20 protein-coding genes and 1 tRNA gene are annotated in these 20,401 nt (G+C 66.5%); 12 read left to right on the forward strand and 9 right to left on the reverse strand.

Annotation, left to right across the window (positions count from 1 at the left end; genetic code table 11):
- The first annotated feature begins 16 nt into the window (after positions 1-16).
- Both AU198_RS04080 and AU198_RS04085 read left to right on the forward strand, forming a co-directional pair.
- Positions 17-508: a Dps family protein gene (locus AU198_RS04080; protein WP_064346223.1), complete on the forward strand. Its 492-nt coding sequence runs from the start codon at positions 17-19 to the stop codon at positions 506-508.
- A 123-nt stretch (positions 509-631) separates the two neighbouring features.
- Complete coding sequence (locus tag AU198_RS04085; protein WP_064346224.1) at positions 632-1,081, forward strand: SRPBCC family protein; 450 nt, start codon at positions 632-634, stop codon at positions 1,079-1,081.
- On the opposite strand, the gene AU198_RS04090 is transcribed toward AU198_RS04085, so the two are convergent.
- Positions 1,056-2,357, reverse strand: coding sequence for an adenylate/guanylate cyclase domain-containing protein (locus AU198_RS04090; protein ID WP_064346293.1), 1,302 nt, complete (start codon positions 2,355-2,357; stop codon positions 1,056-1,058). The genes AU198_RS04085 and AU198_RS04090 overlap by 26 nt on opposite strands.
- Before the next feature lie 47 nt (positions 2,358-2,404).
- Positions 2,405-2,481 (reverse strand) — tRNA-Leu (locus AU198_RS04095).
- Positions 2,482-2,573: 92 nt separating this feature from the next.
- Between AU198_RS04095 and AU198_RS04100 the strand changes: the two genes are divergently transcribed.
- From AU198_RS04100 to AU198_RS04125, 6 genes are all read left to right on the forward strand, one after another.
- A complete protein-coding gene (locus AU198_RS04100; RefSeq protein WP_064346225.1) occupies positions 2,574-3,206 on the forward strand; it encodes an ANTAR domain-containing response regulator in 633 nt (210 codons plus the stop codon).
- A 189-nt stretch (positions 3,207-3,395) separates the two neighbouring features.
- Positions 3,396-4,610 carry a branched-chain amino acid ABC transporter substrate-binding protein gene (locus AU198_RS04105; protein WP_064346226.1) on the forward strand — a complete coding sequence of 405 codons (1,215 nt, stop codon included), beginning with the start codon at positions 3,396-3,398 and terminating at the stop codon, positions 4,608-4,610.
- A gap of 82 nt (positions 4,611-4,692) precedes the next feature.
- Positions 4,693-5,739 carry a branched-chain amino acid ABC transporter permease gene (locus AU198_RS04110; protein ID WP_064346227.1) on the forward strand — a complete coding sequence of 349 codons (1,047 nt, stop codon included), beginning with the start codon at positions 4,693-4,695 and terminating at the stop codon, positions 5,737-5,739.
- Positions 5,736-6,905 (forward strand): branched-chain amino acid ABC transporter permease, encoded by a 1,170-nt coding sequence (locus tag AU198_RS04115; protein ID WP_064346228.1) that lies wholly within the window; start codon positions 5,736-5,738, stop codon positions 6,903-6,905. Before AU198_RS04110 ends, AU198_RS04115 begins: the two co-directional genes overlap by 4 nt.
- The gene (locus AU198_RS04120; protein WP_064346229.1) at positions 6,902-7,729 is read left to right on the forward strand and encodes an ABC transporter ATP-binding protein; all 828 of its coding nucleotides are present in this window, start codon (positions 6,902-6,904) and stop codon (positions 7,727-7,729) included. The genes AU198_RS04115 and AU198_RS04120 overlap by 4 nt, the downstream gene beginning before the upstream one ends.
- Positions 7,713-8,465, forward strand: coding sequence for an ABC transporter ATP-binding protein (locus AU198_RS04125; RefSeq protein ID WP_064346230.1), 753 nt, complete (start codon positions 7,713-7,715; stop codon positions 8,463-8,465). The genes AU198_RS04120 and AU198_RS04125 overlap by 17 nt, the downstream gene beginning before the upstream one ends.
- A gap of 13 nt (positions 8,466-8,478) precedes the next feature.
- On the opposite strand, the gene AU198_RS04130 is transcribed toward AU198_RS04125, so the two are convergent.
- From AU198_RS04130 to AU198_RS04145, 4 genes are read right to left on the reverse strand one after another with little or no spacing between them, the layout of a single operon-like run.
- The gene (locus AU198_RS04130) at positions 8,479-8,703 is read right to left on the reverse strand and encodes a DUF167 domain-containing protein (protein WP_064346294.1); all 225 of its coding nucleotides are present in this window, start codon (positions 8,701-8,703) and stop codon (positions 8,479-8,481) included.
- A complete protein-coding gene (locus AU198_RS04135; protein WP_064346231.1) occupies positions 8,700-9,374 on the reverse strand; it encodes a YwaF family protein in 675 nt (224 codons plus the stop codon). The genes AU198_RS04130 and AU198_RS04135 overlap by 4 nt, the downstream gene beginning before the upstream one ends.
- On the reverse strand, positions 9,364-10,563 hold the full coding sequence (locus tag AU198_RS04140) for a lipid-transfer protein (protein ID WP_064346295.1): 1,200 nt from the start codon (positions 10,561-10,563) through the stop codon (positions 9,364-9,366). Before AU198_RS04140 ends, AU198_RS04135 begins: the two co-directional genes overlap by 11 nt.
- Complete coding sequence (locus AU198_RS04145) at positions 10,560-10,997, reverse strand: Zn-ribbon domain-containing OB-fold protein (RefSeq protein WP_064346296.1); 438 nt, start codon at positions 10,995-10,997, stop codon at positions 10,560-10,562. The genes AU198_RS04140 and AU198_RS04145 overlap by 4 nt, the downstream gene beginning before the upstream one ends.
- A 178-nt stretch (positions 10,998-11,175) precedes the next feature.
- On the opposite strand from AU198_RS04145, the gene polA reads away from it, so the two are divergent.
- Positions 11,176-13,923, forward strand: coding sequence for a DNA polymerase I (gene polA, locus AU198_RS04150; RefSeq protein ID WP_197416021.1), 2,748 nt, complete (start codon positions 11,176-11,178; stop codon positions 13,921-13,923).
- 12 nt (positions 13,924-13,935) lie between these two features.
- On the forward strand, positions 13,936-15,171 hold the full coding sequence (locus AU198_RS04155) for a threonine/serine exporter family protein (RefSeq protein ID WP_064346233.1): 1,236 nt from the start codon (positions 13,936-13,938) through the stop codon (positions 15,169-15,171).
- On the opposite strand, the gene AU198_RS04160 is transcribed toward AU198_RS04155, so the two are convergent.
- Positions 15,156-16,319 carry a PrsW family intramembrane metalloprotease gene (locus AU198_RS04160; RefSeq protein ID WP_064346234.1) on the reverse strand — a complete coding sequence of 388 codons (1,164 nt, stop codon included), beginning with the start codon at positions 16,317-16,319 and terminating at the stop codon, positions 15,156-15,158. The two genes, AU198_RS04155 and AU198_RS04160, sit on opposite strands and share 16 nt — an antisense overlap.
- A gap of 168 nt (positions 16,320-16,487) precedes the next feature.
- On the opposite strand from AU198_RS04160, the gene rpsA reads away from it, so the two are divergent.
- Both rpsA and coaE read left to right on the forward strand, forming a co-directional pair.
- Positions 16,488-17,930: a 30S ribosomal protein S1 gene (gene rpsA / locus AU198_RS04165; RefSeq protein WP_064346235.1), complete on the forward strand. Its 1,443-nt coding sequence runs from the start codon at positions 16,488-16,490 to the stop codon at positions 17,928-17,930.
- Between the two features lie 73 nt (positions 17,931-18,003).
- Positions 18,004-19,215 carry a dephospho-CoA kinase gene (gene coaE, locus AU198_RS04170; RefSeq protein ID WP_064346236.1) on the forward strand — a complete coding sequence of 404 codons (1,212 nt, stop codon included), beginning with the start codon at positions 18,004-18,006 and terminating at the stop codon, positions 19,213-19,215.
- A 4-nt stretch (positions 19,216-19,219) separates the two neighbouring features.
- Here the strand turns inward: coaE and AU198_RS04175 are convergent, their stop codons facing one another.
- Entirely contained in the window at positions 19,220-19,747 is a 528-nt protein-coding gene (locus AU198_RS04175; protein ID WP_064346237.1) for a hypothetical protein, read from the reverse strand.
- An 85-nt stretch (positions 19,748-19,832) separates the two neighbouring features.
- Complete coding sequence (locus tag AU198_RS04180; protein ID WP_064346238.1) at positions 19,833-20,276, reverse strand: ribonuclease FAU-1 family protein; 444 nt, start codon at positions 20,274-20,276, stop codon at positions 19,833-19,835.
- Positions 20,277-20,401 lie beyond the last annotated feature (125 nt).

The raw sequence follows: 20,401 nt of genomic DNA on the forward strand, positions 1-20,401 counted from the left end.
AGGGGTTGTAGCGATCATGACCACCACAACACGTCGTTCAGAAGCAGATATCCAGGCATTCGAGGCCTCACCGGAACTCAGCGACAGCCTGCAGCGGGTTCTCGTCGATCTGGTCGAGCTGCATCTCCAGGGTAAGCAGGCGCACTGGAACATCGTCGGCACCAACTTCCGCGACCTTCATCTACAGCTCGACGAACTCGTCGACTTCGCCCGTGAGGGCAGTGACACCATCGCCGAGCGGATGCGCGCGCTTGAAGCATGGCCCGACGGACGGTCGGACACGGTCACCGCCGGCACCTCGCTACCGCAGTTCCCCGCCTACGCGGTGAGCACGCAGGATGCCGTCGACCTGATCACGGGCCGGGTGTACGCCGCTGTCGACACGATGCGTCAGGTTCACGACGCCGTGGACGCCGAGGACCCGACCTCCGCCGACATCCTCCATCAGCTGATCGAAGGCCTCGAGAAGCTGGCCTGGTTGATCAAGTCCGAGAACCGCAAGGTCTAGTAGGTTCGCGCGCTACCGACGCCGCGACTGTGCGTTTCACGACGCCGGTCGCGGCGTTTTGCGTCTGCGATTGCACAGTCGCGGGGGTGAGTCGTTTTCCAGCGAACGGGTATATCTCTCGCCGTGACTGTGACACGCGATATTCACGCCTCTCGTCAGCAGGTTTGGGACGTCATGGCCGACGGATGGACGTACTCGCAATGGGTGGTCGGCAACAGCCGGATGCGAGCCGTCGACCCGAACTGGCCGGCCCCGGGATCCGAGATCCGCCATTCGGTGGGTGTCTGGCCGCTGCTGCTCGACGACAAAACCGTGGTCGAGAAGAGTGTGCCGCCCGAGGAGTTGGTGCTGCACGCCAAGGGTCGTCCATTCGGTGGCGCACGAATCATCCTGCGCCTGCACGACATTCCCGACGGTTGCCGGGTGGAGATGACGGAGATGCCGGTCAGCGGTCCCGCGGCGGTCATGCCCAACAAGTTGAGCGATATCGCCGTGTACCCGCGTAACCGGGAGACCCTGTGGCGGCTGGCCGCGCTGGCCGAGCGGCTCAAACCGACTGAGGTCGAAAACTGAGTGGTTCGAGTTCCACCGCGTCGCGCACGGCCGCGTCGTCGCGACGTCCGACGAGGTACCACGTCCTCATGACGCCCTTGCCCTTGACCTCGATCTCGCCGCGAGGCTCCAGCACGAACGTGCTGCGCAGGCGTTCGTACACGTCGTGGGGCACCTGAATGCGTCCCTCGACGTCGGTGCTCTCCATCCGGGATGCGACGTTGACCGCATCGCCCCACACGTCGTAGAAGAACTTGCGCGCCCCGACGACCCCGGCGACAACCGGACCCGCGGCCAGACCGATCCGCAGCGGCACCTTGCGTCCGCGTGGGTCGCGCAGGTCGGCGACGGCGTCGGCCATGTCGAGCGCCAGGCAGGCCAGCGCTTCGAGGTGATCCGGCCGTGGGTGTGGCACACCGCTGACCACCATGTAGGAGTCGCCGCTGCTCTTGACCTTCTCCAAGCCGTGACGGTCGACGAGTGCGTCCAAATCCGTGTAGAGCCGGTCGAGGAACCGGACCAGATCGACCGGATTGGTGTCGCTGGCCCGCTCGGTGTACCCGGCGATGTCGGCGAACAGGATTGACGCGTCGTCGTACCTGTCGGCGATGACCGTGCGGGTCGGATCTTTGAGCCGCTCGGCGATGGTCGCGGGCAGGACGTTCGTCAGCAGCCGTTCGGAGCGCTGGTATTCGGCTTCCATCGCCAACCGCGCCCGGCGGATCTCCCGTAGCGCGAACCACAGCGTGGCGACGACGAGGATCCACGCCGTGGCCACGGTGAGGATGAACGAAATCGTGCGGGCCCAGTCCGGTTGAACGCCGGTGTCGTCGGGGACGAGGAACTCCAGTGCCACCACCGTCGCCGCGCCCAGCGCCGACAGCACCGAGGCCAGCACGATGTGGTCGATGCCGAGGATGATCACCACGATCGCCGCCGCGACGACGAAGTAGAACTGCAGTCCCGACCCGGTGCCGAGCTGGATGCACTGAATCGCGATCGTCACGTACGCGACGGCGAAGAACACCAGCGGTGCGACGAGTTCGCCGAACCGGCACAGCAGCGGGATCGTCGCGAACGCGACAGCGCTGACAAGGCTGAGGACCGGGATCCACCACACTTCGACGCCGACGAGCAGACCCTGAAAACCGAAGAAGGCGCTGATGGCGGCGCTGATCATTGCGGTGACGTCGAGCACCCGGCGGCGCCGCACGGACCGTTCCGCGTGGTGCCGAACCCGGGCGGGCGTCCGGTTCTGCAGCGCCACTTCGGGAACGCAGACCGGCCGCAGCCTCATCTCCACGACTAGAGCGTAACGCCGAACTGGCTGGACCTGCCGATTCTTGGTGCCCTCGGTGAGACTCGAACTCACACTGTCACGATTTTGAGTCGTGTGCCTCTGCCAATTGGGCTACGAGGGCTCTGGTAGGTGTACGGCTCTGTTGCGCGGCTTACCACCTTAGATGATGCCCCGAACTCGCTGAACGGCACTGCTACCGCCACAATGGTTTCCATGGCAACCGCTGCTGGGGCACCACCCGAGGCCGTGAAGGGACGCCGTGTTCTCGTCGCCGAAGACGAAGCGCTCATCCGGATGGACTTAGCCGAGATGCTGCGCGAAGAGGGCTACGAGATCGTCGGTGAGGCGGGCGACGGACAGGAGGCCGTCGATCTCGCCGAGAGCTTGAAGCCCGACCTGGTGATCATGGACGTCAAGATGCCCCGTCGCGACGGCATCGACGCGGCCGCCGAGATCGCCGGCAAGCGCATCGCGCCGATCGTCATCCTCACCGCGTTCAGTCAGCGGGAACTGGTCGAACGCGCCAGGGATGCCGGCGCCATGGCTTACCTGGTCAAACCCTTCACTGTCACCGACCTCATCCCGGCCATCGAGGTCGCGGTGAGCCGCTTCGGGGAGATCGCCGCGCTGGAGCAGGAAGTTGCCACGCTGTCCGACCGGCTCGAGACGCGCAAGCTCGTCGAACGGGCGAAGGGTTTGCTGCAGACCAAACAGGGGATGACCGAACCCGAGGCGTTCAAGTGGATCCAACGCGCCGCGATGGACCGGCGCACCACCATGAAACGCGTCGCCGAAGTGGTCCTCGAAACCCTCGACACGCCCAGCGGTGCGCCGGAACCGAGCTGACTTCCGGCCCGGCGACCCGGTAAAAACTGCGTTTCCGATGACGCGATTTTGACCGCGGCGACCGCGACGCGTCGTTCAACAGCGCGCACCAGCGCCGAGCGTTGGCTATGGTCTTCCCGGAACGTCGCCGCCCCCGCCCGCCGGGCTGAGGCGCCGGAGCCGACCAACACAACGACCCGGAGGTGAAGCGTGCGCGGTCGCGTGGCACGGAAAGCATTTGCTATCAGCAGCGCTGGTCTGGTTGTGCTCGGCATGGCCGGCTGCCAGCAGGCCGAGCCGAGCGAGGGTGGTGAGGCGCAGACTGCTTTGAAGATCGTCGAACAGGTGCAGATCGACGAGAACGGGGCCGAAGTCAAGGCCGACGAGGGTGCCGCGCCCGCCGATCCCGCCGGTGACGGCAACGCGCAGTGCCCGCCGGTGTCGCTGGCCATGGCCGGTGCGCTCAACGGCCCCGACGCGGCACTGGGCATCAACATCAAGAACGGCATTCAGCTGGCCGTGGACAAGCACAACGCCGCGAACCCGGGTTGCCAGGTCCAACTGAAGACCTTCGACACCGAAGGCGACCCGCAGAAGGCCACCCAGATCGCGCCGCAGATCATCAACGACGCCTCCACCATCGGCCTGATCGGTCCCGCCTTCTCCGGTGAGACCATGGCCACCGGCGACGTCTTCAATCAGGCCGGGCTCGTCGCCGCAACAGCCTCGGCGACCAACGTGACGCTGTCCGACAAGGGCTGGCGGACCTTCTTCCGCGGTCTGGGCAACGACGGCGTTCAGGGGCCTTCGGTGGCCAACTACCTGAAGAACACCCTCGGCCACAAGAAGGTCTGCGTGGTCGACGACAGCACGGACTACGGCCTGGGGCTGGGGCAGACCGTTCGTGAGACGCTCGGCCCGGTGGCCGACTCGTCCTGCAACATCTCGGTCAAGAAGGGCGACAAGGACTTCTCGGCGGCGGTGACCCAGATCAAGGGCGCCAACCCGGACTCGGTGTTCTTCAGCGGCTACTACGCTGAGGCGGCGCCGTTCGTACAGCAGCTGCGCGACGGCGGGTACGAAGGGACGTTCGCCAGCGCCGACGGCACCAAGGACCCCGAGTTCGTGAAGCAGGCCGGCGACGCGTCCAAGGACGCCGTGCTGTCCTGCCCGTGCGGCCCGGCCACCGGCAGTTTCGCCGACGAGTACACCAAGAAGTTCAACCAGGAACCGGGCACCTACAGCAGCGAGGGCTACGACCTGGGCGCCATCCTGCTGAAGGGCATCGACTCCGGCGCCATCACCCGGCCCGCGCTGCTCGACTTCGTCCGCAACTACAACGGTCGCGGCGTGGCTCGGCAGTACCAGTGGACCCCGAACGGTGAGCTGACCACCAGCCTGATCTGGATCTACAAAGTTCAATAGCCGCTGAGGCGAACGCGTCCGAGACCGCAAGGCTCGGACGCGTTTTCGCTAGAGGCCCGTTCCCGCGAGGAGCCGCCACCGGATGACCGGGATCCCACCCGAGTGCGTCGACCAGTACACCTGCTTGGCCGCGAACATCAGCTTCAACCTCGACGGGTTGCGAGACGGCTTCTGGCAGTTGACGATCGACGGCCTGTCGTGGGGGGCAATCTACGCGTTGGTGGCGGTCGGCTACACGTTGGTCTACGGCGTGCTCAAGCTGATCAACTTCGCGCATTCGGAAGTGTTCATGTTCGGCATGTTCGGCGCCTATTTCTGCCTCGACATGATCCTGGGCTTCACACCGAGCGGTAACACCTACGACAAGGGCGTCGCGCTGACGGTGCTGTATCTCGGGATCGCCATGCTGTTCGCGATGGCGGTGTCCGGCGCCACCGCGGTCGGCCTGGAGGCGGTGGCCTACCGGCCGCTGCGGCGACGCAAGGCCGACCGGCTGTCGTTTCTGATCACCGCGATCGGCATGTCGTTCGTGCTGCAGGAGTTCGTGCACTTCATCCTGCCGAAGATCATCGACGGGTACGGCGGATCCAATGCGCAACAACCGATCCGGCTCGTCGCGCCCGAAACCCAGTTCACGGTTTTCGGTTCCGCGGTGTCCAACATCACGCTGATCATCGTCGGTGCGGCGCTGGTCCTCGCCCTGATGACCGACCTGACCATCAACCGAACCAGGTTCGGCCGCGGAATTCGGGCGGTGGCGCAGGACCCGGACACTGCGACCCTGATGGGAGTCTCCCGCGAACGCATCATCATGACGACGTTTCTGATCGGAGGCCTTCTGGCGGGTGCCGCCGCGCTGCTGTACACGCTGAAGGTGCCGCAGGGCATCATCTACTCCGGCGGCTTCCTGCTGGGCATCAAGGCATTCTCGGCCGCGGTCCTCGGCGGCATCGGCAACCTGCGCGGCGCCCTGCTGGGCGGACTGCTGCTGGGCATCATGGAGAACTACGGACAGGCCGTGTTCGGGACCCAGTGGCGTGACGTCGTGGCCTTCGTGCTGCTGGTTCTGGTGCTGTTCTTCCGGCCGACGGGGATACTCGGCGAAAGCCTCGGGAAGGCGCGCGCATGAGGGCCAGCGAGAAGGTCTTGGCACCCGGCGACGCACTGCGTCGTTGGTGGGACGGGCTTTCCCGCGTACAGAAGTGGGGCTTCGGTCTGCTCGCGTTCGGCCTGCTCGCGCTGCTGCCGCTGTTTCCGCCGCCCTTCCTCAACACGCCGAACATCAGCTTCGGCGGCACGATGGCACAGTTCGCGATGGTCGCGATCATCGCGATCGGCCTCAACGTCGTCGTCGGCCAGGCCGGCCTGCTCGACCTCGGCTACGTCGGTTTCTACGCCGTGGGTGCGTATACCGTTGCGCTGCTGACCAGTCCGAACAGTCCATGGAACAAGATGGGCGCCACGGGGTGGTTCAACGAGGACTGGGCCTGGCTGGCCTGTGTGCCACTGGCGATGGCCATCACCGCGCTGACGGGTCTCATCCTGGGTACGCCGACGCTGAGGTTGCGCGGCGACTATCTGGCGATCGTCACGCTGGGTTTCGGCGAGATCATCCGGCTCATGGCCGACAACCTCTCCGAGGTGACCAACGGGCCCCGCGGCCTGAACGAGGTCGCCTATCCGCGGGTGGGTGCCAGCGAACGCGTGCCCGACGGCGTCTTCTCCAGCGGTAACTCCGCGGGCGACGCCAACTACGGGACGTGGTGGTTCTGGCTGGGCATCGTGCTGATGATCGGGATCCTGGTCCTGGTGGGCAACCTCGAACGCAGCCGGGTCGGACGTGCCTGGATCGCGGTCCGCGAGGACGAGGACGCCGCGGAAGTGATGGGCGTCAACACGTTCCGGTTCAAGCTGTGGGCCTTTGTCATCGGGGCGGCGATCGGCGGGCTGTCGGGCGCCCTGTACGCCGGTCAGGTGCAGTTCGTGGCGCCGCCGACCTTCAACATCATCAACTCGATGCTCTTCCTGTGCGCGGTGGTGCTCGGCGGGCAGGGCAACAAGCTCGGCGTGGTGGTCGGTGCGTTCATCATCGTCTACCTGCCGAACCGGCTGCTGGGTGTGGAGTTCCTCGGCATCAACCTCGGCGACCTGAAGTACCTGTTCTTCGGGCTGGCGCTGGTGATGTTGATGATCTTCCGGCCGCAGGGCCTGTTCCCGGCACGAGCGCAGTTGCTGGCCTACGGCAAGGCCGCACGCGACCTGCTGCGTTCGCCGGAGAAGGAGTCGGCGCGATGACCATCGAAGAGCTGGCGGGCGTCCACCGCGAGATCCAGGCCGCTGAGGGTGAAATTCTTCTGCGGACAACCGATCTCACAATGAAGTTCGGCGGGTTGACAGCTCTGGACTCGGTGTCGTTCGACATCCGCCGCGGTGAGATCCTCGGCATGATCGGGCCGAACGGGGCGGGCAAGACCACATGCTTCAACGCGATCACCGGGGTGTACCGCCCCACGTCGGGCACGGTCACATTCGACGGTGCGCCGCTGGGCCGAATCAAACGTCACCAGATCACCCGGCGCGGTATCGCCCGCACCTTCCAGAACATCCGGTTGTGGGGCGAGATGACGGCTTTGGAGAACGTCATGGTCGGCACCGACGCCCGGCACTTCACCTCGGTGCCGGGCGCGCTGGTCCGCTCCCCGCGTCACCGCCGCGAGGAACGCTCGGCCATCGAAAGATCGGCGGCGCTACTGCATTTCGTCGGGATCGGGCACCGCGGCGAGGAGAAGGCCAAGAATCTGCCCTACGGCGACCAGCGCCGCTTGGAGATCGCGCGTGCACTGGCCACCGAACCGAAGCTGTTGTGTCTGGACGAACCGGCCGCCGGGTTCAACCCGCGCGAGAAGGCCGCCTTGATCGAACTGATCCAGAAGATCCGCGACGACGGCTACACGGTGCTGTTGATCGAACACGATATGAGGCTGGTGATGGGCGTGACCGATCGCATCGTCGTGCTGGAGTTCGGGCGCAAGATCGCCGACGGCCTGCCTTCGGAGATCCGCGAGGACCCGAAGGTCATCGCAGCCTATCTGGGGGTGTCCGATGACGCAGTCGAGTGATCAGGCATCCGAACGGCCCGTCATCCTCGAGTTGCGCGACATCGTCGTGCAGTACGGGAGAATCCGTGCACTGCACGGTATCTCGTTGAAGGTTCACGAGGGTGAGCTCGTCACGCTGCTCGGGTCCAACGGTGCCGGTAAGACGACCACCATGCGCGCGATTTCGGGGTTGCTGCCCCTGACGGCGGGCTCGATATGGTTCGAGGGTCGCGACATCAGCAAGGTCAAGGCCCACCAACGCGTGATCGAGGGGCTGGTGCAGGCGCCCGAGGGGCGCGGCGTGTTCCCAGGCATGACGGTCGTGGAGAACCTCGAAATGGGTTGCTACGGCCGCAGGTTCCCCTCCCGCTCCGAGCACAAGCAGCGGCTGGACTGGATCCTGGAGACGTTTCCGCGCCTGGCCGAGCGGCGCAGCCAGGTCGGCGGCACGCTGTCGGGTGGTGAGCAGCAGATGCTCGCGATCGGCCGTGCGCTGATGGCCAGGCCGCGGGTGCTGCTGCTCGACGAGCCGTCGATGGGCCTGGCGCCGATGGTGATCTCGCAGATCTTCAAGATCATCGCGGAGATCAACGCTCAAGGCACCACCGTGCTGCTGGTCGAGCAGAACGCCCAGCAGGCGCTGAGCCGCTCGGACCGGGCCTACATCCTCGAGACCGGTGAGGTCACCCGCACCGGGAATGCCCGAGAGTTGTTGAGCGACGACAGCATTCGCGCCGCCTACCTCGGCGTCGCCTGACCTGACTTTGCGCTCAACGCTCGATTGTGAAGCGCTTGATCCGCGATGCGGCCCCCGATGCCAAGCCGATCCGCGAGGGCGGTACTCCAAAATGCGACGCGAGGAGCTGGATCACGGCCTTGGTGGCCTTGCCGTCGACGGCGCGCTCACGCACGTACACCGTCAGCTCGCCGGCATCGTCGACCTGCACCAGCGGGCCTTTCGCGCTGCCGGGCTTGACCCGGACGACGACTATCATCGGCGCACCCATGGCCATGTCATCAACGCCCACACGGCGAACACCAGCGCGGCGGTCACCACGATGTACACCGGCCACGGCCCCAGGATGTCCAACGCCGACGCGGTATCCGGTTTGTAGTTCGTGAAGCCGTAGTTGGTGTCGGCGATCCTGTTGAACACGACGGTCACCACGGCCCACACGCTGGTGACCGCCACCGCCAGCCGGTAGTCGCGCCAATCGGGGTGCATACCGCGGCCCCACGTCAGATAGATCGCCGCCCACACCACGAGCAGGTGGATCGCGTAGAAGGCGAGGAAGCGGTAGTGCGGAAAGTCGGGCCCCCGCAACACCGGTGAGATCAGCGCCTGCACGCTCAGCACCAGACCCCAGTAGTAGGTGAGCGCATACGCCCACTGCCGTCGGGACCACAGCGCGTAGGCCGCGACGACGGTCGCGAGGTCGGTGAGCTGAAGGGGCACCGAACCGGCCAGCGTCGGCGGCACCAGGTTGTAGACCAGGACCGCGCCGTAGATCAGCGCGGTCAGCCCGCCGAGCGCGCGGCCCCACCGCTGTGCCTGGGCGTCCGTCTGTCTGTGGCCCGCCCACACCAGCACGACGGCGCCGGCCACGAACACGGCGATGGCGCCCCAGTACGAGGGGCCGTACGGTTCGAACTGCCTAGCGAGCAACAATCACGGACGAGCCGTGCCCGAACAGGCCCTGGTTGGCGGTGACGCCGACCTTGGCGCCCTCGACCTGGCGGCCGGTCGCCTGTCCTCTCAGCTGCCAGGTCAGCTCGCACACCTGCGCGATGGCCTGCGCCGGAATGGCTTCACCGAAACATGCCAGGCCGCCGGACGCGTTCACCGGGATCTTCCCGCCGATCGCCGTCGCACCGCTGCGCAGCAGCTGCTCGGCCTCCCCCTTCGGGCACAGGCCCAAATGCTCGTACCAGTCGAGTTCGAGCGCGGTGGACAGGTCGTACACCTCGGCCAGGCTCAGGTCCTCCGGGCCGATACCGGCCTCGGCGTAGGCGGCGTCGAGGATCTGGTCCTTGAACACCCGCTCGGGTGCATTCACCACTGCCGTGGAATCCGTTGCGATGTCCGGCAATTCGGGCAGATGCTGCGGGTACTGCGGTGTCACCGTGCTGATCGCGCGCACCGACGGCACCCCGTCGACCGAGCCCAGATGCTTCTCGGCAAACGACTTGCTCGCCACCACCAACGCGGCCGCACCATCCGACGTCGCGCAGATGTCAAGCAGCCGAAGGGGATCGGAGACCACCGGGCTGGCGAGCACGTCGTCGATCGTGGCTTCCTTGCGGTAGCGAGCGTTCGGATTATCCAACCCGTGCTTGGCGTTCTTCACCTTCACCGCGGCGAAATCCTCCAGCGTGGCGCCGTAGAGGTCCATGCGGCGGCGCGCCAGCAGGGCGAAGTAGACGGTGTTGGTGGCGCCGATCAGGTGGAAACGTTGCCAGTCGGGGTCGTTCTTCCGCTCGCCGCCGACCGGGGCGAAGAAGCCCTTCGGGGTGGTGTCGGCGCCGATCACGAGCGCCACATCGCAGAATCCCGCGAGGATGTGGGCCCGGGCACTCTGCAGTGCCTGCGAGCCGCTGGCGCACGCGGCGTAACTCGACGACACGGGCACACCGTTCCAGCCCAGCTTCTGCGCGAACGTCGAGCCGGCCACGAAGCCGGGGTAACCGTTGCGGATCGTGTCGGCTCCCGCGACGAGCTGGATCTGACGCCAGTCCAGGCCCGCCTCGGCCAGCGCCGCCCGCGCGGCTACGACGCCGTACTCGGTGAAGTCGCGGCCCCATTTCCCCCACGGGTGCATGCCGGCGCCGAGGATGTACAGCGGTTCGGGACTCATGAGGCGGGCCTCCACGCGTAGACGACACGTTCGACACCGTCCTCGTCGACGAACAACGGCATCGTGGTCAGTTCCATCTCCATCCCGACCTTCAGGTCGGCGGCCAAGGTTCCCTCGACGACCTTGCCGAGCACGATCAGGCCCTCGTCGGCGAGTTGCACCGCGGCAACGGCGAAGGGCTCAAAGGGATCCGGCGCCGGATACGGAGGCGGGGGAGCGTAACGGTTCTCGGTGTAGCTCCACAGGGTTCCGCGCCGCGACAGCGGAACCTGCGCCAGTTCGTCACCGTCGCATGCCGGGTTGGGGCAGTTGTTGGCGCGGGGCGGGAAAACGTAGGTGCCGCACTGGTGGCACTTGCCGCCGATCAGATAGGGCTCTCCGGACCCGGCGGTGGCGAACCAACCGTCGATCGCGGGCTGAGTGGAAGCTGACACCCGCTCAGAGTACCGAGTCATGCGGCAGAACTGAAACGTGTTCCAGTTCAGTGGGAGGAACGGTACGCCGCGTCGTGAGTGTGCGAAAGCATTCGACCGCAGCGGCGAGTCGGGGATGAAATCGCACATTCGCGGGCCCGGGTTGGTCGCTGCGGCGGTGGTCTCGATGTCGGGCCGGATGCATAGAGTTAAGGCCGTGAGCCCTGCCACCACCGCCACCGGCAAGAAGACGGCGTCCCAGCCGACCGACCAGAAGCCGACATTGATGTTGCTCGACGGCAATTCGTTGGCATACCGGGCGTTCTACGCGCTGCCGGCCGAGAACTTCAAGACACAGGGCGGGCTGACCACCAACGCGGTGTACGGGTTCACCGCCATGCTGATCAACCTGCTGCGCGACGAGCAACCCAGCCACATCGCCGCCGCGTTCGACGTGTCGCGCCAGACGTTCCGCGTCGACAAATACCCCGAGTACAAAGCGGGCCGCTCGTCGACGCCCGATGAGTTCCGCGGCCAGATCGACATCACCAAGGAGGTGCTCGGCGCGCTGGGCATCACCGTGCTCGCCGAACCGGGCTTCGAGGCCGACGACATCATCGCCACGCTGGCCACGCAGGCCGAGCAGGGCGGCTACCGGGTCCTTGTCGTCACGGGAGACCGCGACTCGCTGCAGTTGGTCAGCGATGACGTCACGGTGCTGTATCCCCGCAAGGGCGTCAGCGAACTGACCCGGTTCACGCCGGAGGCGGTGCTGGACAAGTACGGCCTGACCCCTGCGCAGTACCCCGACTTTGCGGCCCTGCGCGGCGACCCCAGCGACAACCTGCCCGGCATCCCCGGTGTCGGCGAGAAGACGGCGACCAAGTGGATCGCGGAGTTCGGCTCACTACAGGCGTTGGTCGACAACGTCGACACCGTCAAGGGCAAGGTCGGGGACGCGTTGCGGGCCAACCTGTCCAGCGTCGTGCTCAACCGGGAACTGACCGATCTCGTCAAGGACGTGCCGCTGCCGCAAACCCCCGACACCCTGCGCATGCAGCCGTGGGATCGCGACCAGATCCACCGGCTGTTCGACGACCTGGAGTTCCGCGTCCTGCGGGATCGGCTGTTCGACACGCTGGCCTCGGCGGATCCGGAGGTCGATCAGGGCTTCGACGTGCGCGGGCGGGCCCTGGAACCGGGAGAGCTCGCGGCGTGGCTGGCCGAGCACAGCTCGGGCAAGCGGTTCGGGCTGGCCGTCGTCGGCACGCATCTGGCCTTCGACGCGGACGCGACGGCGTTGGGCATCGTCGCGGCCGACGGCGACGGGCGCTACATCGACACGGCCACGTTGACCGAGGAGGACGAGGCCGCGCTGGCCTCATGGCTCGCCGACCCCGGCCCGCCGAAGGCGCTTCACGAGGCCAAGCTTGCGATTCACGACCTCGAGGGCCGTGGGTGGAAGCTGGCGGGGGTTACCTCGGACACCGCGCTCGCGGCATACCTGGTCCGGCCCGGGCAGCGCAGCTTCACGCTCGACGACCTCTCGCTGCGTTATTTGAAACGCGAACTGCGCGCCGAAAACCCTAAGCAGCAACAGCTTTCGCTGCTTGACGATACGGACGGCGTCGATGACCAGGCCGTGCAGACCGTGATACTGCGGGCCAGCGCGGTGATGGACCTCGCCGACGCGCTCGACGAGGAACTGGCCCGCATCGACTCGCTGGCGCTGCTGAGCAACATGGAGTTGCCGGTTCAGCGGGTGCTGGCCGAGATGGAGACCGCGGGCATCGCGGTGGACCTCGAGGAACTCGGCCGGCTGCAGAGCGAGTTCGCCGACCACATCCGCGATGCGGCCGAGGCGGCGTACGCGGTGATCGGCAAGCAGATCAACCTCGGTTCGCCGAAGCAGCTGCAGGTGGTGCTGTTCGACGAGCTGGAGATGCCCAAGACCAAGCGCACGAAGACCGGTTACACGACGGACGCCGACGCCTTGCAGTCGCTGTTCGACAAGACCGGCCATCCGTTCCTGCAGCATCTGCTGGCCCATCGCGACGCCACGCGGCTGAAGGTCACCGTCGACGGGCTGCTCAATTCCGTCGCGTCGGATGGTCGCATTCACACCACGTTCAACCAGACGATCGCGGCGACCGGACGGTTGTCATCGACCGAGCCGAACCTGCAGAACATCCCGATCCGCACCGACGCCGGTCGCCGGATCCGCGATGCCTTCGTGGTGGGCAAGGGTTACGCGGAGCTGATAACCGCGGACTACAGCCAGATCGAGATGCGCATCATGGCGCACCTGTCCAAGGACGAGGGCCTGATCGAGGCATTCCGCACCGGAGAGGACCTGCACTCCTTCGTCGCATCACGGGCATTCTCGGTGCCGATCGACGAGGTCAACGCCGAACTGCGACGCCGCGTCAAGGCGATGTCGTACGGGCTGGCTTACGGGCTGAGCGCCTACGGGCTGGCCGCCCAGCTCAAGATCTCCACCGAAGAAGCCAAGGTGCAGATGGAGCAGTACTTCGACCGGTTCGGCGGGGTGCGCGACTACCTGCGCAACGTGGTGGACCAGGCGCGCAAGGACGGCTACACGTCCACCGTGTTCGGCAGGCGGCGCTATCTGCCGGAGTTGGACAGCAGCAACCGCAACGTCCGCGAGGCCGCCGAGCGTGCCGCGCTCAACGCGCCGATTCAGGGCAGCGCGGCCGACATCATCAAGGTCGCGATGATCAACGTCGACACGGCGCTCAAAGACGCCGGCCTGAAGTCGCGGATGCTGCTGCAAGTGCACGACGAGCTGCTCTTCGAGGTCGCCGAGGGCGAACGGGAGACGGTCGAGGCCCTGGTCCGCGAGCAGATGGGCAACGCCTATCCGCTGGACGTGCCGCTCGAGGTGTCGGTCGGCTACGGCCGCAGCTGGGATGCCGCGGCGCACTAGAGAGCCATCGCGATGACCGAATCCGTTGCGCACCAACAAATCCGGTTCATCGCTCGGTTGGGGGCGGCCATGGGTGCCGCCAACTATCCGGTCACCCTGATCCGGCAGATGCTGGCTCAGGTATCGGCGGCCTATGGCGTGCCCAACCACTACATCGCGCTGCCCAACTACGTGCAGGTGGTGGGTCCCTCCACCGATAGCGGGACGGTGGTCGAGGCGGCGAACCTCGATCAGGACCTGCGGTTCGACCAGACGTTCCCGCTGGCGCGACTGATCTCCGATGCCCGGCACGGCCGGGTCTCTCCTGAGGAGGGTGAAGCCCGACTCGATGACATCCTGGCGATGCGCAGCAGGTATCCGAGCTGGGTCACCGTGTTCGGGTACGGCGTCCAGAGCGCCGGTCTCGCGCTGGTGATGGAGCCGACGCCGTTGAATCTGCTGGTCGCCACCGTGCTGGGGTTCATGGTGGGTGCCTTCAGCGCGGCCGGCCGCCGCGTCGCCGTGCTGCAACATCTGATCCCGGCCATCAGCGCGTTCGCGGTGTCGGCGATCTGCATCGCCGGCGCACAACGCATGGGCCTCGACCACGTCAGCCTACGTGCCCTGATCCCGCCGCTGGCGACCTTCCTGCCCGGTGCCGCCATCACGCTGGCCGTGGTCGAATTGACCGCCCGGGACGTCATCTCCGGCTCCAGCCGGTTGATCAGTGGTTTCATGCAGATCGCCCAGCTGGCTTTCGGCATTCTCATCGCCACCCAGCTGCTCGGCGCAGACGGCAGCCAGCTCAGTCCCGATGTGGTCAACAAGATCGGGCCGTGGTCGCCGTGGGTGGGAGTCGCGGTCTATGCCGTCGGCGTACTGCTCTTCCTGGCGCCGCCCCTGTCATTCCTGCCGTGGCTCACGTTGATCGTGTACACCGCATTCGCCGCCCAGTTCGCCGGCGACCTCATGCTCGGGAGTTACGCCAGCGGCTTCTGCGGCGGGCTGGTACTCACGGTCGCCGCGCTGGCGATATCCCGCCGACGCGGTGCACCGCCGGCCATCACGATGATCCTGCCCGGTTTCTGGTTGCTCGTGCCGGGGTCGTTGGGCCTGATCGGGGTGACCGAACTCTTCGGCGCCGACGGAGACTCCGCCTTCCCGGCGACGGTGATCTCGATGATCTCCGTGGCGTTGGGGCTGCAAGCCGGGCTGGTGCTGTGGCAGCTGTTTCAGCACCGCAGGCATACAGGTCAGGGCGCGCGGTAGCCGGCCAACGACTGCAGCGCCGGGCCAGCGGCGGCCCGGGCGGCGTAGAGCGCGTAGGTCTCCTCGACCAGCATCGCCTGCACCCGCGGATCGCCGAACCCGCGGTCGATGCGGTCGCGCACGAACGCCAACTCGACGACCTGGCCGGCGAACCTCTTGACCGCATTGCGGGCCGGGCGCCCTCCCTGGCGGGCGGCCTGGGCGAGCACCAGCTTGCGGTTCCGTAGCGAGCCCAGCCAGGCGGCCTCGACGGGCGTGACCAGACCGGCGTGCACCATGCCGGGCAGCTTGCTCGCGACGATCGCCTGCTCGCGACGGCGACTCTGCACGCCCAGGACGATCGCCAGCGCGAACAGCGGCATCATCCAGTACAGGTAGATACCGAAATACCAGCCGACGCCCAGCAGCGACGACCCGTTCCACAGCGCGTGGGTGAAGACCGCCGCCAGGTACCCGAGGACAACAGCGCCGGCCTTGGCGGACGAGTCGCGGCGGTGCATTGCGAAGTAGACGCCGATACCGAAGAACGTGGTGAACAGCGAATGCGCGAATGGGGCCATGACCAGTCGTAATGCCGCCGTCAGCAGCGAGTCGCCGAGCGATTCACCGCTGGCGATGTACAGGATGTCCTCCAGCCAGGCGAATCCGGCGCCGACCAGCCCGGCGTAGACCAGGCAGTCGGTCAGGGAGTTCAACTCCCGGCGGCGGCGGCCGGTCATCATGACCAGCAGGAACGCGCCCTTGGCCGCCTCCTCGATGACCGGCGCGATGACCACCACCGAAACGGGGCTGACCCCGTCTGAGTCACCTGTGACGATCAACGACTCGAGGTAGAGCCCGAGGATCACCGACAACACGACCGCGACCGATGCGCCCCACAGGAAGGCGAAGGCCAACAACCGCGGCGGTTCGGGCTCGAAGCGGTCCAGCCACACATACGCCAGGACCACGACCACCATGGCCAGGCTCGACAGCACCAGCCCGATGCCGGCGCCGATCGGATTGAGCGCGGTCAGCCCGATGATGATCAGCCCGACGACCGTGGCGAGCAGGATGAGCACCGCCAGCGGCGCCCCGACTTTGCGAACCTTGCGTTGGAACGGCGGTGCAACCAGCCAGGGGTGATGCGGGGCGCCGGGATGTGACACCAGAGCAGACTAGCGGCCGGTGGGGACCGAGTTTGTCCAGCATGTGCCCAGTCGAGTAACCTCTACGGGTACCTGTCTGTGGTTTTTGTCATCTTCTGCGGCGGGTAACACCCTTAACTCGAATGTCCTAAGTCCCTACGATCGAACCTGTCCGGAGCAACCCACCACATGCCAAGTCCCTCCGTCACCTCGCCCCAAGTAGCCGTCAACGACATCGGCTCGAGCGAGGACTTTCTCGCCGCCATCGACAAGACCATCAAGTACTTCAACGATGGCGACATCGTCGAGGGAACCATCGTCAAGGTTGACCGTGACGAAGTCCTGCTCGACATCGGTTACAAGACCGAAGGCGTCATCCCTTCCCGTGAGCTCTCCATCAAGCACGACGTCGACCCCAACGAGGTCGTTTCCGTGGGCGATGAGGTCGAAGCCCTCGTTCTCACCAAGGAGGACAAGGAAGGCCGCCTGATCCTGTCCAAGAAGCGCGCCCAGTACGAGCGCGCCTGGGGCACCATCGAGGAGCTCAAGGAGAAGGACGAGGCCGTCAAGGGCACCGTCATCGAGGTCGTCAAGGGCGGCCTGATCCTCGACATCGGTCTGCGCGGCTTCCTGCCGGCGTCGCTGGTCGAGATGCGCCGTGTCCGCGATCTGCAGCCGTACATCGGCAAGGAGATCGAGGCCAAGATCATCGAGCTCGACAAGAACCGCAACAATGTCGTGTTGAGCCGCCGCGCGTGGCTGGAGCAGACCCAGTCCGAGGTCCGCAGCGAGTTCCTCAACCAGCTGCAGAAGGGCGCGATCCGCAAGGGCGTCGTCAGCAGCATCGTCAACTTCGGTGCGTTCGTCGATCTCGGCGGCGTCGACGGCCTGGTGCACGTCTCCGAGCTGTCCTGGAAGCACATCGACCATCCGTCCGAGGTGGTTCAGGTGGGCGACGAGGTCACCGTCGAGGTGCTCGACGTCGACATGGATCGTGAGCGGGTTTCGTTGTCGCTCAAGGCAACTCAGGAAGACCCGTGGCGCCACTTCGCCCGCACGCATGCGATCGGCCAGATCGTGCCTGGCAAGGTCACCAAGCTGGTGCCCTTCGGTGCGTTCGTCCGCGTCGAAGAGGGCATCGAGGGCCTGGTGCACATCTCCGAGCTCTCCGAGCGCCACGTCGAGGTGCCGGATCAGGTGGTGCAGGTCGGCGACGACGCGATGGTCAAGGTCATCGACATCGACCTGGAGCGTCGCCGCATCTCGCTGAGCCTCAAGCAGGCCAACGAGGACTACACCGAGGAGTTCGACCCCAGCAAGTACGGCATGGCCGACAGCTACGACGAGCAGGGCAACTACATCTTCCCGGAGGGCTTCGACTCCGAGACCAACGAGTGGCTCGAGGGTTTCGAGAAGCAGCGTGAGGAGTGGGAGTCCCGCTACGCCGAGGCCGAGCGCCGGCACAAGATGCACACCGCGCAGATGGAGAAGTTCGCCGCGGCCGAGGCCGAGGCGGCCAGCCGTCCGGCGGCCAACGGCGCTTCACGCGGCGAGGAGCAGTCGGCGGGCGGCTCGCTGGCCAGCGACGCGCAACTCGCGGCGCTGCGTGAGAAGCTCGCAGGCAACGCCTAACTCGTAACGACCGAGGGCCCCGGCTCACCGAGCCGGGGCCCTCGTCGTCGAGCGGCCCTGACAGACTGGTGCCGTGCTGCGCATTGGCCTGTCCGGCGGTATCGGCGCCGGAAAATCGACCGTGTCTTCGACGTTCAGTGATCTGGGGGGCATCGTCGTCGACGGCGACGTGATCGCCCGGGAGGTCGTCGAACCGGGGAGCGAGGGGTTGGCCAAGCTGGTCGACGCGTTCGGCCGCGAGATCCTGCACGATGACGGGGCGTTGAACCGCCCCGCACTGGCCGCGATCGCGTTCAGCGACGAGGAGAAGCGTCAAACGCTCAACGGGATCGTGCACCCACTGGTGGCCCACCGCCGGTCCGAGCTCATCGCTGCCGCGGCCGACGACGCCGTGATCATCGAGGACATCCCGCTGCTCGTCGAATCCGGTATGGCGCCGATGTTTCCGTTGGTGGTGATCGTTCACGCCGATGAGGAGCTGCGGGTGAAGCGGCTGATCGAGTACCGGGGCTTCACCGAAGAGGACGCCCGGGCCCGGATCGCCGCCCAAGCCACCGAGGAACAGCGCCGCGCGGTGGCCGACGTCTGGCTCGACAACTCGGGCACCGCGGGCGAACTGGTCGAGAAAGCCCGCGCGCTGTGGCACGAGCGCATCCTGCCGTTCGCGCACAACCTGCACGAGTATCGGCCCGCGCCCTCGAAGCCGGTCCTGGTGCCCTTCGACCCGGCCTGGCCCGATCAGGCGCGGCGTATCGTGGCGCGACTCAACACCGCATGCGGGCACCGCGCCGTCCGCGTCGACCACGTCGGGTCGACCGCGGTGCCGGGGATGGACGCCAAGGACGTGATCGACGTTCAGGTGACGGTCGCGTCGCTTGCGGATGCCGACGAACTCGCCGATGCACTGACCTCAGCCGGCTATGTGCGCGGGCCGGTCACCGCGGACGTCGCTAAGCCCGATGCCCGCAGCACTGTCGCCGAGTTCGACCATTCCAACGATGAGGCCTTGTGGCACAAGCGTATTCACAGCTCGGCCGATCCAGGACGGCCGACCAACGTTCACATTCGCGTCGACGGATGGCCGGGTCAGCAGTTCGCACTGCTGTTCGTGGACTGGATGCGCGCGAACCCCGGCGCCCAGGCCGACTACCTCTCCTTGAAGCGGCGGGTCGCCGGGGAGGGGCACGTCTCGACAGGAGCCTATGCCGACGCGAAGGAGCCCTGGTTCCTCGACGCCTACCGGCGTGCGTGGGAGTGGGCCGACACCACCGGGTGGCGGCCGTAAGTCGTCACGCCTGGGGCGGCTGTGTGCCGACGTCGGCCGGAGGGGTGGCCGACCCGTCGATCGGCAGGTTCAGCGGGGCTCCGCATTGCAGCACCCCGTACATCGGGTCGTCCTTGGGCCGGAGCAGGCGCGGTGCGATGAACTGGTCGGCCTTGGCGACGATCTGGTCGTCGACGAGGATCTCGCAGTGCAGGTTGGAGCCGTAGGGCCATTCGATGGAGATCTCCATGCCGGCCAGCTGGGGATCGGCCAGCACCGCGTTGACCTCGAACGTCTGACCGGGCAGCAGCGTGGGCTGTGCGCTGTTGACGTTGTGGTCGTCCATCTTGTACGCGACGACCGCCCCGCGGGAGGTGCCGTCCGCACGCGCTCGGTAGATGACGTTGTGCAGGACTTCGGGCGCCGGCGGGGCGGGTTGCACCTCGGTCTCGGCGGCCGGTTGCGCCGCCGCGCCAGCCGGGAGCAGCAGCGAGCCCGCGAGCATCACCGCGGCCGTCGTGCCTGCGGTCCGGATGCGGTCAGCGGAGCCCATGCGACGAGAGAATACCGGCCGTACCTGGGCAGACAAATTCGAAGCGATAGCCATCAGATCAAGATCGGCGAATACAGGCGGTTCGTTACCGCTCGTCGCGCCAGGTGAGTGGCATACCCCGTCCGGCCAGCCACCGGTTGAGGTCGTAGTCGTGCCGGGCCAGTCCGTCGATGGCGGCCACCGCGGTCTGGACGGCCTCCTCGCCGGTCTCGGGCGCCAGCAGGTTGTGCCGTACCGCGGTGAGCAGTTCGTCGATGTCGTGCAGTTCGACGTCGCGGCCGGTGCGGACCACCAGGTCGAGGTAATGGTCTTCGGCGTGCCAGACCTCGGGGCCCGGCGTGTAGTGGCCCACGTCCAGGTAATAGTCCTGGTCCCGCTCGTGACCTGCGTTGAAGTGGAATACCGTCGCCCGCAGCCCCAACGAGGGCAGCAGCCAGGACTCCAGATAGTGGAACTGCGCCCGGCCCGGAGTGGGGCGGGCCATGTACAGGCCCCACGGCTTGACGGTGTAGACGTCGACCGCCCGCACGATGCCCTTCGGATCGGTGTTGGTGCGGGCGACGAGGTCGAACGTCTCGTGTTTGGGAGCGTGGATGAGAACAGGATAGGGCGCAGCGGGAATGAACTTGTCAGAGCACGCGCTTACCCTGGGTG

It is taken from the genome of Mycobacterium sp. GA-1199 (assembly GCF_001500045.1).
Taxonomy (GTDB): Bacteria; Actinomycetota; Actinomycetes; order Mycobacteriales; family Mycobacteriaceae; genus Mycobacterium.